Below are 13,930 nucleotides of genomic sequence, written 5' to 3'. Positions count from 1 at the left end.
TCGGCTCGCGGGGCGGACCGGCGCCGCACCCGGACGGCCCGGTCCGGTGAGGTGGATCCCGGCTTTCCGGTTACGTGGACCCCAGTTTGCGGAAGTCCCAGGAGGCGACGGCGGCGGGGGTCAGGCGCAGCCAGGCGTGCCGGCCGTCGTGGGGCATCTCGTCGATGCCGAAGTTCTTGCGGGCGAACAGCCGCTCCACCTCGACGAGTTCGGGGACCGGCTCGCCCGTGCGCGGCGCCTCGCCCACGAATTCGACGGTGCCGGACAGTTCGACGCCGCGCAGTTCGCCGTACTCCTCGCCCGCGTCGACGACGACGGCCACGCGCGGATCGCGGCGCAGCGCGGACCAGCGTCTGCTGCGGGTGATCGAGTAGAGCCAGAGCGAGGTGCCGTCCCAGACGAACCAGAGCGGGCTGACGTGCGGGGCGCCGTCGGGCGCGACCGTCGCCACCCGGCAGGTCCGCTGTGCGCTCAGGAACTCGTCCAGTTCGGCGGGTTCCATCATGATCTTGCGGCCCCGGCGCTGGGTGGCGGTCATGGAGTCCCCTTCTCTGGCGTGGCGTCCGAAGAGCATCGGTCGTCTTCCGTCCCCGCGCAAGGGGCGTTACGCTCCACCGCCCGATCGCCGGTGACAGGGGGATGGCATGCCCGCGAACGCGAGTGAGTCGAAGCGGCGGCCGGAGCTGGGCGGGCTCCTCGATCCCGCCACCACCGTCCTGCTCACCGTGGAATGCCAGCAGGGGGTCGTCGGGCCCGGCGGTGCCCTGCCCGAACTCGCCCGGGAGGCCCGGTCGTCGGGGGCGCTCGGCCGGGTCGCCCGGCTGGTCACCGCGGCCCACGGGTGCGGGGTCCAGGTCCTGCACGCCGTCGCCGAGCGGCGGGCCGACGGCCGGGGCGCCAACCGCAACGCCCGGCTGTTCCGCGCGGCCGAACGGCTGCCCGTACGGCAGTTGACGGGCACCGCGGCCGTACGGATCGCGCCGCCCATCGAGGTCGCCGAGGAGGACCTGATCGTACGGCGGCTGCACGGGCTGTCCCCGCTGGCGGGCACCGATGTCGACGCGCTGCTGCGGAACCTGGGCTGCCGCACCCTGGTCGTCGCCGGGGTCTCGGCCAACGTGGCCGTGCCGAACGCCGTGTTCGACGCGGTCAACCTCGGCTACACGGTCGTCGTGCCCGGTGACGCCATCGCGGGGGTGCCTGCCGACTACACCCCCGCGATGATCCGCCACACCCTCGCGCTGGTCGCCACGGTCGCGACCACGGACGAGGTGGTGGCCTGCTTCGAGCGGCCCGCGGGCCGGCCCACGGGCGCCTAGAGAACGCTAGGCGAGGGTGATCGAGTCACCGGACACGGTGACCGTCTTGGCCGGCAGCGCCTTTGTCGCCGGTCCGCTCTTCACGCTGCCGTCGGCGATCGAGAAGTTGCTGTTGTGACAGGGACAGTTGATCACTCCGTCGGCGATCGTCTTCACCGCGCACCCCTGGTGGGTGCACGCGGAGGAGAACGCCTTGAAGGTGCCCGCCTCGGGCTGGGTGACGACGACGCCCTCGCTCTCGAAGATCTTGCCGCCGCCCTCGGGGATGTCCGAGGTCTTGGCGATCTCCTTGCCGCCCGCGCTGTCGCCGCCGCCCGTGCTGCCGCCGGTCGTGTCACCACCGGTCGTGTCGCCGGCCCCGGCGCCGGACGAGACGGAGGTCGACGAGTCGTCGTCCGATCCGCACGCGGTCAGCGCGACGGCGAGTCCCGCCACGCCGGCGGCCGCCATGACGGTGCGACGGCCCGGGATCGAAGCGGGTTTGGTCGGTTCGCTGGTCATGCTGACGGTTCCTTCCGAGATGGCTTCGCACTTTCGCCCATGGATACGGCGGACCTGTGCTTGAACGTTCAGACAGGGTGCACATCTTGGCCTGTCCGGGATCACGACAGTGTCAAAACCAGCTGTCTGAAAGCTGTCGGTCGGCGATCGGCGACGTCGGCGGAAGGGTGGTGCCGTGTGGCTCAGGCCGTGACCTCTGCCGTCGCGTCCGTCGGAATCACCTCGCCCGCAGGGGTCGGCTGCGCCGTACGGCGGCGGCGCACCGGCATGCCCACGGTCGGGTGGGCGACGGCCCAGGCCGCGCCCTTGCAGATGATCTCCTTGTAGAAGGCGGCGAAGCGACCGGTGAGGGCCTTGGGGAGGGCCTGGTCATCCGCGGTCACGAACTGGATCAGGCCCTCCTTACGGCCCAGCGAGATGCACTGCTGGTAGTAGCGGGGCTCGATCTTCGGGAGCTTTCCGCCGGTCAGGCGGGCCGCGATGGTGTCGGCGGCCTGCCACGAGGTCGGGACCCCCGAGGCGCACGACATCCGCAGCGGCTTGTCGCCGGGGCCCATCACGAGGGCCGCGTCGCCGACGGCGTACACCTCGGGGTGCGAGACCGAGCGCATGGTCCCGTCGACCACGATCTGGCCCGTGCCGGAGACCTCCAGCGTGCTGGCCCCGGCGATCGGGTGGACGGCGAAGCCGGTGGCCCACACGGTGACCGCGGCCGGGACGGGAGTGCCGTCGGTCAGCACGCGGTCGGCCTCGACGGCGGTGACGGCGGTGTGCTCGTGCACGGTGACGCCGAGCCCGGCGAAGACCTTCCGCAGATGTCCTCGGCCCTTGTCGGACAGCCAGTCGCCGAAGCCGCCGCGGGCCACGAGCGCGACGTCCAGGTCGGGGCGGGTCTCGGCGATCTCGGTCGCGGCCTCCACGCCGGTGAGTCCGCCGCCGACGATCACCACGGGCTGCCCCGCGTCCAGCCCGGCCAGCCGCTCGCGCAGCCGGAGCGCGCCGGTGCGGCCGGAGATCTCGTGGGCGTGCTCGGCGGTGCCGGGGACGCCCTGCGGGTTCCAGCCGCTGCCGAGGGCGTAGACGAGGGTGTCGTACTCCAGTTCCTGCTGTCCGGCGCCGTGCGGGTCGACGACGGTGACGGTCCTGCGGTCGGCGTCGATCCCGGCGACCTCGGCGAGCTTCACCTCGACGCCGGTGCCCGCGAACATCTCGTCGAAGGGACGGGGCTTGAGCTCCTGGCCGACCGCGAGCTGGTGCATCCGGACGCGTTCGACGAAGTCGGGCTCGGCGTTGACGAGGGTGATGGCGACGTCGGCGCGGTGCAGCCGCTTGGCGAGGCGCCCGGCGGCGGTCGCTCCGGTGTAGCCGGCTCCGAGGACGATGATGCGGTGCTGCATTTTCTGCTCCTGTCTGCGCGGGTTCGAGGCTTGCCGTTGCTCGGTCACGCCCCTTGAACCGAGCAGCCCCGGCTTTCCTGACAGGAACAGCATGTGAAGCAGGTCACACCATGCTGGAGGAGAGGCCCAGCGGGCTCAGCAGCCGCGATCAGTCGGCTCAGAAGGCATGGAACAGGGGCTCCCCGTGCTCGGTGGCCGCCCACACCTCGGTCGCGCGTTCCAGCTTGTCGGGGTTGACCTGGCTGCGGAACGCGGCGATGCCGTCCCCGCCGATCTCCAGGCAGATGACCCCGACGACTCGGCCGTCGACCACCGCCAGGACCGCGGGGCCGCCGTTGGCCGTCGAGATGTGGATCTCGGGTGAGCCGCCGACCAAGGCCCGCTTGACCGGAGCCGGTTTGAACAGGCCCCGCATGAACTTCGCGACCGCGAGGGCGCCCTCGAACGCCCTGGCGCGGGCCGGGACCTTTCCGCCGCCGTCGCCGACCGCGATCGCGTCCGAGGTGAGAAGTTTGACCAGCGGCTCGGTCTTTCCGCTGGTGGCCGCCGCGAGGAACTCCTCGACGATCCGCCGGGCCGCCGCCTCGTCGATCTCCGTACGGGCCTTGCCCGCCGCCACGTGCTTCTTCGCGCGGTGGAAGATCTGCTGACTGGCGGCCTCGCTGATGTCCAGGATCGCGGCGATCTCCCGGTGCGGGTAGTCGAAGGCCTCTTTCAGCACGTACACCGCCCGCTCGTTGGGGGAGAGGCGCTCCAGCAGGGTGAGGACCGCGTACGAGACGGACTCGCGCTGTTCGGCGGTGTCGGCGGGGCCGAGCATCGGGTCGCCGGCGAGCAGCGGCTCGGGCAGCCACTGGCCCACGTAGGTCTCCCGGCGTGCGCGAGCCGAGGTGAGCTGGTTGAGGCAGAGGTTGGTGAGCACCTTCGTCAGCCAGGCCTCGGGCACCTCGACCCGGTCGACGTCGGCCGCCTGCCAGCGCAGGAACGTCTCCTGCACCGCGTCCTCCGCCTCGCTCGCCGAGCCGAGGAGGCGGTAGGCGATCGCCTCCAGACGGGGCCTCGCCGCCTCGAACCGGTCCACTTCGTGCATCGTCAGCGCCATGTCCCGGATCCTATGCGGGGAGGCGCGTGGGATGGAGGCCGGAGATTCCGATCCGCTTGCGCCTGCGGGCGCGCACAGTCGGCGTAGCTCGTTGATGGAGGACCGTCTCGCTTTTTGGGACATCGGGGTTGGCCACCGCGCCGGGGCGCCGGACGAGGAACAGGGTGTTCAGCGGGGGCTCTTCCGGTTCGTGGGGAAGGGGGAGACGGCCGGAGTCGAGGTACTCCTGGCACAGCGAGCGGGGCGGCACGACACAGATCGGTGAGGCGGCAGATTACGTCCTGCGTGCGAGCGCGGCGCGCAGTTCGGTCAGGACGGTGTCCGGCAGGTCCGCGCCCTGTGCATGCTTGACGATCTGCTCAGCGATGGAGGACAGCTTGGTGTTGGTGTGCTGGGAGATTTCACGCAATACGGTGAAACCGTCCTCGGGTGTGATCTTCCCTACGAGGACAAGGACTCCGATGGCCTGATCCACAGCCGCGTGGGAGGTGACGGCCCGCCGTAGCTGCTCCTTCTCGATGCGCAACTGCTCGACCTCGTGCACGAGGTCGTCGCTACGGGGAGGCGTACCGGGTCCCTGCCCGGAGACGGAGGAGGCCATGCGTATCACCGGATCTTTCGCGGGGCCGTGGACACCTCACGTCTGCCCGGCCCTGCGTTCAGTATCCGCCCCCTGCGGGGACCGTGCAGAGCATGGCGGAAACGCGTCGAGCTCCCCGAGCTGAACCCGGAGAGCGCGACGGGGGCTCACTGCCTAACCCCGCACCGGGCGAGTAGCCCAGGAGCGGGACGTCATGCGGCCTCGCCATGCTGCGGGGAGGCCCTGCGCACCTTGCCGCCTGACCTGTGCTCTGTGGCAGGGGGGCCGTTGCTGTGGACCAGACGAAGCCGATGGCGTCGGGCGTGGCGGGCCTTCGGTGGCCTGGCCCACAGCTGGTCCTCCATTCGGTCCATGGCGCACAACAGCAATCCCAAAGCGGGCAACAGCAACACAGCGACGGTGATCACACGATTCCCTCTCTACTGTTCCCCGCCGGGTTTCCCTCCGAGCCCCTTTCGGTAGCCGACAGCTGTGAAGGTTTGGTGACCACAGGAACTGGACGGTGTGCCGTGGACTGCCCGGACAGTTGAATGACCGGTTGATCAAGCAAGCGGTTTGCGGTAACGGACGTACTCGTTCAGCCGCCGGAATCCCACGCTCTCGTAGAGATCGTAGGCCCGGTGAGGATTTGCCGTCCCCGTGTACAGCCGCGCAGTCGTTGCACCCTGCTCGCGAAGGCTTCGCAGCCCTTCCAGCAGCAGGACCCGGCCGATTCCCCGGCGTCGGTGGTCGGTCCGGACACTCAGCTCTTCGACCTCTCCCACGGTGGGGTGGTGACGGCGGATGGAGCAGAGGGCGACGCCGACCATGTCCTGCCCGTTCCACGCGGCTCTCCAGCACGCCGGGTCAGCGCTGTCGATGAAGTCCTGGAAAGTCCATTTCCGTGTGAATCCGTTGTCCGCATATGAATCGACGACCGTCCTCCAGGCCGCACGGTAGTGGCTTGTCCCGATCGGCCCCGTCCGTATCCCGGACGGCAGTTCGCTACCCAGCTCTGGCAATTGCGGGAGATCGCCCAGTTTCAGTTCGACCAGGCTGAAGACACGTCGGTAGCCGGCGGTGAGCAGGAGCGCCGTTGCCTCCTTTTCGGAGGCCATGGCGTTCGCGCCGATCACTGCCGTCCGGGCCGTTCCATGCTGTATGACGAGCTGGCGGATCCGCGCTTCGGCCCAGCTCAGCATGGCTGAGCCGATGCCCTGGCGGCGGTGTTGGGGCAAGAGGTAGCCGCGGTGCAGATACAGCCATGTGTCGTCCCGCTCTTGCCACCACCGGATCGTCGTGTAGCCGATGACGGCCCCGTCGTGCACCACCAGCATCTGATTCCTGGACGGCTCCTCCAGCTTGGCCGAGGCTTCGGCGATCTCGGCCGCTGTCGGTATCCCTTCCACAACCGAGTGGGGGTCGGCCCGGTCCCGTTCAGCACAACCCAGCCGCACCGCGGCCATGGGGTCGTGGTCTTCGTCGCCGCGATACGGCCGGAATCCGAAGCCGACCGGAAGGTTCTGCCCTGGTGCGCCATCCGACATGACCGGATGGTCTCGAACTTCGAGGAGGGTCCGCCACTCCGTTCAGGTCGCAGTCGTCCGTGGCCGTTCACCGAGCCGGCCGCGTTCGAAGCGTGCCCCGGCGCGGACGAGGACGGCGAGGTGGGTGGGGTGCGTTCACAGCCCACCGCTGTTGGGACTCGACGAATGCCGGAATCAGCGAGATCGACGGTGTCGCCGGCGCAGAGCAGCTTGAGGGCGCACCGGTGCGGCTCGCGGAGCACTACAGCATGAGATCGCCTCGCCACGTGGCAGGAATCGGGCAGCCGCCGATGAGGAGCGCGGGGAGTTCGTGGAACACCTACAAGGGAGTGAAGCCCTGGCAGTGGGCGCGGCGGGAGAGTCCGTGGTGACCGTGGCGCGGTGGCTGACTCCGCTCTTCGCCGGTGATCACCCTCGGTTACTATGCTCACTTCATGCCGGAGGCGGAAGCAGGGCGAACGGTCATTGAAGTCGACCGTGGATTGCAAGGTGAATGAAGTGGGTGGCCTGAGGAAATGCTGAGCAAGGTCGCCGCGACCCGCTACATCACCCCTCTGCGGGAGGGTGGATCGCTGCCCGGTCTCGTCGAGGGGGACGACCGGGGGACGTACGTCCTGAAGTTGTCTATGGGGTGGCGCTGACCTGCGGTGATGCAGATGAACCCGTGGCTGACCTGCGTAGATGCGTCTTTCAGAGCCTTTCAGGTTCGTGCCGAGTTATGTAGCCGATCCTCCCCACGCGCTCCCCAGCGGCGTGGAGACTCCCCAGATTCTCCCCAGGAACAGCCGACGTCATCAGCGGCGACGAGACGAAAGACTCTCCCTGGCGTAGGCACGCTGAGTGACTTCCGAGGGGCTGGGGCGCACAGAAGTGGCCAACTCTGCCACACTTGGTTGCCCCGGGCTGAGGGTCACTCTTTCGGCTCTATGGGGCGTGTGGGAGCGCGGTGTGAGCTGTGCACAGGTGGTCCCCCTGAACGAACGGCAGCGCGCTCTTCTCGAACGCGTCGCGGCCGGTGAGGAGCCTCGAGCCTGGTCGCCGGGGAGTGGCGCTCAGCCTATGCCCTGCGCGACCGTGGGCTTCTGACGGTCGGCCGGGCTGGAGGGCGCGGCCGTGCGGAGGTCACCGAGGCTGGCCGCTTCTACCTCCGGCACCGCCGTCACCCCGAGGATCCCACGTTTGAGGGCGGTGGCGTCCAAGAGGCGTCCACTGAGCCTCCAGCGTCGGCGGGAGCAGGTGGGCGGCGGGGAGGCGCGGATCGCAAGCCCAGTCAGACGCCTTACAGTGAACGGCCCGTCGCTCGTGCCCGACCTGCGAAGGTGCAGGAGTTGGTCCAGCGTCTGCTCGGCGAAGGGCGTGTCCGTCTCGCAGACCCCGATGACGACGAGGTCGTGGAGTGGCGGCGCGTCGTCGACTACGCGAAGCGACACGGCCTGGAACCGCCTGGCAGACGCATCGAGAAGGCCCGCTTCGGTGCCCGTGGCTTGGAGATGTACCTCACCGAGGGCCCGCATCCCAACTCACGGAGCCGGCGGCCGAAAGGCGCCAGGCCGCTGGCGCGATCGGAAGCTCCGGGTGCTTGAGGATGCGTTGAGTGTCATTCTCGAGGAGATCGAGACGCGAGCGGGGGAGGACGCACAGAGCAGGGAGCGTGAGAAGAAGGCCAGGGCGGAGGGTGAGGTTCGCGGCGGGCGGCCATGGAGGAAGCCACTGTTCGGGATCAACTCGCAGGTGTGCTTCAGGAGGAGGCCGGACGCTGGCAGGAAGCCGCCGTACTCGGTGCCTACTGCGATGCCCTGGAACGTCGTCTTGCCGAACTGTGCCGTGCTGTGGACGAGTTGAGTCTGGAGACAACCCGACGTTGGTTGGAGTGGACACGTGAATACGTGCAGGCAATCGACCCCTTGGACGGCTCCTGGGGATGCCGACTCCAAGGGAGCCGACGCCAGATGAGCTCCAGACATACCTCAGGGGGTGGAGTCCGTACGGACCGGAACGCCGAGGTGGATGGTGAAGCGCAGAACGGGCGGTTCGCCGATTCGCTGCATGTGGTGCAGATGACGCATCGGCGCCGCATCCTCCGCCTCGCCAAGCACTGGCCGTGGACCGATGTGATCACCGCCGCCCTGACACGGCGCGAAGCCCTCCCAAACCCAGGCTGACCAGTACTTTCCCGTCCCTGCGAACAGCCCGAACAACCGAAAAGGGTCGCCGGGGAATCCGACGACCCTTCACGAAAGTTCGAGGCTAATCGTCTGGCCCGCTCTCTCACCTGGCACCACAGGATTTCCTGAATCAGCTGGTCAAGACCGTCCTTGCGCCACAGGGTGAAGTAGAAGACCACCGCCGACCAGGCCGGCAGGTCGCGCGGACAGGAGTTCCCAATGGCAGCCCGTCCGGTTCTGATAGAACATCGCGTTCACCACCTCACGGAGGTCGCAGGCGCCCGGGTCTCCCGTTGCCGACCGCGCTACCCGCTCCAGCTTCCACGCGGTGATCAGCGGCGCGATCAGCACCCACTGCTCGTCGGTCAAGTCCGTTGACGGCATTCGTTCTATGCCACGGCCTCACCGTGCACACGCCATGACAGGCGTCCGGAATGTCTCCGTACCTACGAACGGGCGACACCAGACCCGTCAGAAACGGACATAACACCCTGCAAAATGCGCCTGCTACGACAAAGGCGCACCCAGTGAAGACGAGGGGACGAGAGCCTTCTCGTAGCTCAAGGCGTCCAGAGGGTCGCCTCCGACGTAACGGGGGGCATACGGGTACGCGTAGATCGGACGAGTCTGGGTGATGCGCTCCTCGCTCAGATCGAACTTCTCCCCGGCGATGACATCCGGAGCGATACCCTCCTCGACCCAGGCCATGAGCGCCTTCATGCCTGCAGCCAAGGAGATCCCCGGTCCCTTCGTGATGTGAGAGTGAGCATCGCCCGCGCCCATGAACAGGCGGACGTAGTCACGTGTTCCCTCGACTCCGCCCATCTTATCCAGAACATTGCGGAAATAGCCGAGCACTCCCCACGGCGTAATGACCTCATCGTTGACCGCATGACTGAGGAGCAACTTGTGTCCGCTGTCCCTCAGGCCGGAAAGGTCAGGGTCGACAGTGGCGACCTCTGCGAATCGCTTGGCGGCACCGTTGAAGAACTCTTCGAAGTTGTCGAGATTGAGAGTCCTCCAATCCCAGTTGGGATCACCGGAATACCAGCGCCCGAACGCCTCGGCCATCACGAACGGTACGGGCACCCGCCGGCCGTCCTCCTCGGCGGTGACCGCCATCCCGACTTGACCGATGTTCTGACCCCAGGTCTCGGTGGTCGCGGGGAATCCGCCCCACAGTCGCGTTCCGTCCGCTGGCTGAGGACCGTCCCAAATCATCTGCATTACGGTGGCGTCAGTCTCTGTGATCGGCCCGTCCTCCGTGAGGGCTCCAACGATCTGGAAGGGGTCGAAGCGCCAGGTGTCGAACACGCCGATGTGGTCGTTTACGACGCCGGTCTCACCTTCCAGAGCCGCGGCAGCTGCATCCCGGAAAGCGGACAGCTTCGCCGGTGACATGTAATTGTCATGCTCCTTCATCACGAGCAACGGCCACAGACATCCGACGGAGAGCTTGGCGTAATCGAGCGCGCAGTCACCGGCCCACATGCCGTCGTAGTCCTCGGGGTATCGCTGCGCGCTCAGCAACGTCTGCCGACCGCCACCGGATGTTCCCTGGAGATAGGAGTACCTGGGCTCGGCCCCGTGAATCGCCCGGGTCACCGCCTTACCGACAACGGCGGTGTGATGAGTAGCGAGATGAGCCCAGATCCGAATGAGATCCCAGTCCAATTCGCCTGTGTCAACGTCTTGTCCCCAATCCGCGAAACGCGAATCCTTGTTGGCTCCGTCCGTCGCCGCCGTCGCGAAACCATTGCGGACGCCTCGCGGCAGGTTTGCCTGTCGCACATACTCACGGAAGACGTAGTCCGGCGCCGTGCGGTTTCCCCCGCCCGTCACGCCGAGAAAGCGTCCGTTCCAGGCAAGCGGCACCCACACCTCAATCCGGGATACGTGTCCGCCCTCGGTGCGCAGGTCGACCTGGACATCGCAGTACGGCGGCAGTCCCGTTTCCGCCGGCAAGCGGACGGGCACCTTCACCAGGCGGGACAGGGGACTCCCGGATCGCCATCGATGGCCAGCTCTATCTGCCCGTGCCTTCAAGCCCCACTACCGCGAGTCTTCCCCCACCTACCACGACCGGTACCACGGTAGCGGCGGCGGTGGCGCCTGCTGAAATCCGACACGCTCGCTCGCCTCTGACGACGGTGTTGGCCGCATTGCCCTGTATTGCCGGGCCCAAGGGCCTGGCCGGAAATTTACCCTCCGCTCCGGATTGCAGTCAAAATTGTTGACGATATTTTCAACTTCCCCCACGCTATCCGTTTGGTGGCGCCGTAGCTCGCAGCTGCGCGCCTGAGACCGAAAGGGGCAATTCATGCGTAGGTCCTCAGCCCGTGGCCTTTCTGGCCTCCCGCGTCGGACGAGATCGACTGCTGTCGCCTGCGCGGCGGTCGCGGCGATGCTCGCTTCGCTCCTGGGTGCGAGTTCCGCGAGCGGCGCGACGGCGTCCCGCCCCGCGGTCACAGCGGACGGCCTGGCGGACCTGCCCGCCGTAAAGCCTGTGATGGAGTGCGCGGATGTGACGGGACTCGACCTCGACGGCGTCACCGACGCCTCGGTCACGATCTCTTCAGCGAAGGTCGTGACGACGGACGTGTCCGCCCCGTACTGCGAGGCGCGCGGAACCATCGCTCCGGCGAACACCATTGTCATGCGCCTGCCGGTCAATGGCTGGACCCAGCGTTACGTCCAGACCGGCTGTGGTGGCCTGTGCGGCAGCGCCAACATCAACTACGGCCAGGCGTCGACCTGTCCGGTCGTCAAGGACGGCACGGTCGCCAGCGCCACGACGGACATGGGCCACCAGGGGCTCAACGACGGCTCGTGGGCCTTGAACAACCCGCAGGCGCAGATCGACTTCGCCTACCGGAGCGTGCACGTCACGTCCCAGGTCGCCAAGGCGGTCATCGGCCGGTTCTACGGCAAGCGCCCCGCCTACTCCTACTTCACGGGCTGCTCCGACGGCGGCCGTGAAGCCCTGATGGAGGCGCAGCGCTACCCCGACGACTTCGACGGCATAGCGGCCGGTGCACCCGCGAACAACATGGTCGTTCAGAACACCTTTCACCACGCGTGGAACGTCCTCACGAACAAGGGCGCGGACGGTGACTACATCCTCCTCGCCGACAAGCTACCCGTGATCCACCAGGCTGTGCTGGACGCCTGCGACGCGCTGGACGGCCTGACGGACGGCTTGCTCGACGACCCACGCCAGTGCGACTTCGACCCCGAGACGCTGGTGTGCGAGGCCAGTCAGGCCCCGTCGACCTGCCTCACCGAGGCCCAGGCAGGCGTGGTCCAGCGCCTGCACGACGGTGCCACGGACGCGAAGGGCCGCAAGCTGGAGCCGGAGATCGCCCACGAGTGGGGTTCCGAGCTGGAATGGACGCTGTTCGTCCCGGCCCGCCAGGGCCAGACGGTGGCCAGCGAGAACTTTGTGACGTCGTTCACCCGCTACCTTGCCCACACCAACGCCCCCGACCCGGACTTCCAGCTCTCCGACCTGGAGTTCACGGTGGACTCGTTCTGGAGGACGGTCCAGTCCTCCAGCTACCTCGCCGCCCTGGACCCCGACCTCAGCGCCTTCGCCAAGAGCGGCGGCAAGCTGCTCCTCTGGCACGGCTGGAACGACCAGCACATCTCACCGCAGGGGACGCTGGCGTACTACGACGCCCTGCGCGAGGCGGCGGAGACGAAAAAGGCCGACAGCTTCGCCAAGCTGTACCTATTCCCGGGAGTGGCGCACTGCGGCGGCGGCGAGGGCCCGAACACGTTCGACGTCCTTACCCCGGTGATGGCGTGGACGGAGACCGCGACCAGCCCGGGGAAGATCATCGCGTCGAACATCACGAACGGCACGGTGACGCGAACGCGGCCGGTTTTCCCGTACCCCCAGGTCGCCCGTTATGACGGCACGGGCAGTGTGGACGACGCGTCGAACTTCGTGGCGCACACGCCCCACACCAAGCCCGACGCGGACGCCTACGCCTGGGCGGGCGAGCGGCTGTTCTCCTCCGACTACCAGACCTGGTGCAAGGTTGTGGACGGCAGCCTGGTCTGCCGGCCGAAGCGGACGTGGCTGACGCAGCGGGCCGCGTAGAAGGAGCCGGGGCGGCCGACAGGATCGGCCGCCCTCGCTGATTCGCGTCCGCTGTGACGGCCCGGCTCGGAGGCCCAACTCAGGCCTTCGCGAGCGCGCTGGCTCTCCAGTGAGGTGCGCCCTATTACAGGAACCGGAGTCGCTGGCACTTCGACGGATGCGACGGCAAAACCGGCGACGCCGATCAGGTAGACGGTGCGTCGGCCGAAGCGGTCGCCGAGATCGCCGCCGAGGATCAATGCGGTTGCGAGGACGAGGAGACAGGATCGTCGGCCATTGCAGGTCGCCGTGGTCGTGTTGAGGTCCGGGGTTGGCGATGGAGGCGACGGAGTCGGCCAGACCGACCATGAACAGGCCGAAGGGGCGATCAGCGTCAGCCAGGGTGGGGCCCGTGGGCCTTTGGGCTTGGCGCGAGGCGTGGGCCGGCACCCGCTGAGTGGGCGGGAGAAGTCACGGAGACGGGGGTGGCGGGCGTGGACGGCCCTGTCCTTGCCCTGTGGTGAGAAGGCATGCTGTCGGCGGGACGGCGTCGCCTAATCGGAACGTTTCGCCGCATCGAGCTCGTACAACGAATCCGAGAACCCAACGTCGGCCGCGCCCACGAACGGCTGGCCTAGCGGGCCTGGAGCGGATCTGCGAGCGCCTTGCGCATCTCGTCCTGGCGGCCCCGAGCGTGTCCAAGCACGGCGAACTCTGGCGCGGCGAACATGGACTGGGCGGCGGTCATCGCCACAGCGGGGCGTCTGCTACGGCCTGGCCAGCCGCACCGGTGCCGATGAATTCGGCCGCGCCGCCGTCCGGTTGTGGCCGGCTGCCCACCGCTTCCGGCGCGGCCGGCGCATCCGGGTCCAGGTCTCCAGCGGCGCCTTCCCGCGCTACGCCCGCAGCCCGGGCACCGGCGAGCCGCTCGCCACGGCCACGACCCTCCGGGCGGCCGACCAGAGCGTCCCTCACGGTCCCGAACACCCCTCGGCGGCGATCCTGCCGGTGCGCGTAGCCCTGTGAGCAGTCCGGCAAACAGTGCCACATCCATGAGAACAAAATTGTTGACAATCCTGTTGGCCTAGATTTAGGTTCGACAGGCACTCACTCAGGGAGGGCACGATGCAGGAGGAAGCCCGTCCGGGCACCGGGGAGCAGGCCAAACAGCTCGCGCTGGCGAAGCTGCGGCAGGCGATCCTGCACGGCGAGATGGCACCGGCCCAACGGCTGGT

13 protein-coding genes and 4 pseudogenes are annotated in these 13,930 nt (G+C 68.0%); 7 read left to right on the top strand and 10 right to left on the bottom strand.

The features are described from left to right. Positions 1-70 precede the first annotated feature (70 nt). On the bottom strand, positions 71-538 hold the full coding sequence (locus PUR53_RS07215; RefSeq protein ID WP_329901104.1) for a pyridoxamine 5'-phosphate oxidase family protein: 468 nt from the start codon (positions 536-538) through the stop codon (positions 71-73). A gap of 106 nt (positions 539-644) precedes the next feature. On the opposite strand from PUR53_RS07215, the gene PUR53_RS07210 reads away from it, so the two are divergent. Then, complete coding sequence (locus tag PUR53_RS07210) at positions 645-1,319, top strand: cysteine hydrolase (RefSeq protein WP_329901105.1); 675 nt, start codon at positions 645-647, stop codon at positions 1,317-1,319. Positions 1,320-1,325: 6 nt separating this feature from the next. On the opposite strand, the gene PUR53_RS07205 is transcribed toward PUR53_RS07210, so the two are convergent. From PUR53_RS07205 to PUR53_RS07185, 5 genes are all read right to left on the bottom strand, one after another. Then, positions 1,326-1,820, bottom strand: coding sequence for a Rieske (2Fe-2S) protein (locus PUR53_RS07205; protein WP_329901106.1), 495 nt, complete (start codon positions 1,818-1,820; stop codon positions 1,326-1,328). A 182-nt stretch (positions 1,821-2,002) separates the two neighbouring features. After that, a complete protein-coding gene (locus PUR53_RS07200; protein WP_329901107.1) occupies positions 2,003-3,217 on the bottom strand; it encodes an NAD(P)/FAD-dependent oxidoreductase in 1,215 nt (404 codons plus the stop codon). Between the two features lie 157 nt (positions 3,218-3,374). Next, positions 3,375-4,319 carry an RNA polymerase sigma-70 factor gene (locus PUR53_RS07195; protein ID WP_329907771.1) on the bottom strand — a complete coding sequence of 315 codons (945 nt, stop codon included), beginning with the start codon at positions 4,317-4,319 and terminating at the stop codon, positions 3,375-3,377. 274 nt (positions 4,320-4,593) lie between these two features. After that, complete coding sequence (locus tag PUR53_RS07190; RefSeq protein ID WP_329907769.1) at positions 4,594-4,920, bottom strand: ANTAR domain-containing protein; 327 nt, start codon at positions 4,918-4,920, stop codon at positions 4,594-4,596. A 542-nt stretch (positions 4,921-5,462) separates the two neighbouring features. Beyond that, complete coding sequence (locus tag PUR53_RS07185; RefSeq protein WP_329907767.1) at positions 5,463-6,446, bottom strand: GNAT family N-acetyltransferase; 984 nt, start codon at positions 6,444-6,446, stop codon at positions 5,463-5,465. 515 nt (positions 6,447-6,961) lie between these two features. Here PUR53_RS07185 and PUR53_RS07180 point away from each other — a divergent pair. After that, positions 6,962-7,072 (top strand): annotated as a pseudogene (locus PUR53_RS07180) (HipA family kinase); the annotation flags it as partial. 426 nt (positions 7,073-7,498) lie between these two features. Here PUR53_RS07180 and PUR53_RS07175 read toward each other — a convergent pair. Beyond that, complete coding sequence (locus PUR53_RS07175; RefSeq protein WP_329907765.1) at positions 7,499-7,876, bottom strand: hypothetical protein; 378 nt, start codon at positions 7,874-7,876, stop codon at positions 7,499-7,501. Positions 7,877-8,021: 145 nt separating this feature from the next. Between PUR53_RS07175 and PUR53_RS07170 the strand changes: the two genes are divergently transcribed. Both PUR53_RS07170 and PUR53_RS07165 read left to right on the top strand, forming a co-directional pair. Continuing rightward, positions 8,022-8,288 carry a hypothetical protein gene (locus tag PUR53_RS07170; protein WP_329907763.1) on the top strand — a complete coding sequence of 89 codons (267 nt, stop codon included), beginning with the start codon at positions 8,022-8,024 and terminating at the stop codon, positions 8,286-8,288. A gap of 161 nt (positions 8,289-8,449) precedes the next feature. Next, entirely contained in the window at positions 8,450-8,608 is a 159-nt protein-coding gene (locus PUR53_RS07165; protein ID WP_329907781.1) for a hypothetical protein, read from the top strand. An 86-nt stretch (positions 8,609-8,694) separates the two neighbouring features. On the opposite strand, the pseudogene PUR53_RS07160 reads toward PUR53_RS07165, so the two are convergent. Next, positions 8,695-9,004: pseudogene (locus PUR53_RS07160) on the bottom strand (transposase); the annotation flags it as partial. 114 nt (positions 9,005-9,118) lie between these two features. Further along, entirely contained in the window at positions 9,119-10,576 is a 1,458-nt protein-coding gene (locus tag PUR53_RS07155; protein WP_329907762.1) for a tannase/feruloyl esterase family alpha/beta hydrolase, read from the bottom strand. Positions 10,577-11,135: 559 nt separating this feature from the next. On the opposite strand from PUR53_RS07155, the gene PUR53_RS07150 reads away from it, so the two are divergent. Beyond that, on the top strand, positions 11,136-12,716 hold the full coding sequence (locus tag PUR53_RS07150) for a tannase/feruloyl esterase family alpha/beta hydrolase (RefSeq protein ID WP_329907760.1): 1,581 nt from the start codon (positions 11,136-11,138) through the stop codon (positions 12,714-12,716). A gap of 146 nt (positions 12,717-12,862) precedes the next feature. On the opposite strand, the pseudogene PUR53_RS07145 reads toward PUR53_RS07150, so the two are convergent. Further along, positions 12,863-13,093, bottom strand: a pseudogene (locus PUR53_RS07145) (MFS transporter); the annotation flags it as partial. Positions 13,094-13,349: 256 nt separating this feature from the next. Between PUR53_RS07145 and PUR53_RS48095 the strand changes: the two are divergent. Both PUR53_RS48095 and PUR53_RS07135 read left to right on the top strand, forming a co-directional pair. Next, positions 13,350-13,721 (top strand): CocE/NonD family hydrolase C-terminal non-catalytic domain-containing protein, encoded by a 372-nt coding sequence (locus PUR53_RS48095; RefSeq protein ID WP_443080270.1) that lies wholly within the window; start codon positions 13,350-13,352, stop codon positions 13,719-13,721. 99 nt (positions 13,722-13,820) lie between these two features. Next, positions 13,821-13,930, top strand: a pseudogene (locus PUR53_RS07135) (GntR family transcriptional regulator); the annotation flags it as partial.

Origin of the sequence: Streptomyces sp. SP18BB07 (genome assembly GCF_036322545.1) — a bacterium.
GTDB classification, from domain to species: Bacteria; Actinomycetota; Actinomycetes; order Streptomycetales; family Streptomycetaceae; genus Streptomyces; species Streptomyces deccanensis.
The sequence above is the reverse complement of the archived record's forward strand: the minus strand, read 5'-3'. Positions and strand labels throughout refer to the sequence as shown.

Coding starts and splice junctions, on each gene's coding strand:
- PUR53_RS07215 (WP_329901104.1), bottom strand. CDS start 538: ATGACCGCCACCCAGCGCCGGGGCCGCAAGATCATGATGGAACCCGCC.
- PUR53_RS07210 (WP_329901105.1), top strand. CDS start 645: ATGCCCGCGAACGCGAGTGAGTCGAAGCGGCGGCCGGAGCTGGGCGGG.
- PUR53_RS07205 (WP_329901106.1), bottom strand. CDS start 1,820: ATGACCAGCGAACCGACCAAACCCGCTTCGATCCCGGGCCGTCGCACC.
- PUR53_RS07200 (WP_329901107.1), bottom strand. CDS start 3,217: ATGCAGCACCGCATCATCGTCCTCGGAGCCGGCTACACCGGAGCGACC.
- PUR53_RS07195 (WP_329907771.1), bottom strand. CDS start 4,319: ATGGCGCTGACGATGCACGAAGTGGACCGGTTCGAGGCGGCGAGGCCC.
- PUR53_RS07190 (WP_329907769.1), bottom strand. CDS start 4,920: ATGGCCTCCTCCGTCTCCGGGCAGGGACCCGGTACGCCTCCCCGTAGC.
- PUR53_RS07185 (WP_329907767.1), bottom strand. CDS start 6,446: ATGTCGGATGGCGCACCAGGGCAGAACCTTCCGGTCGGCTTCGGATTC.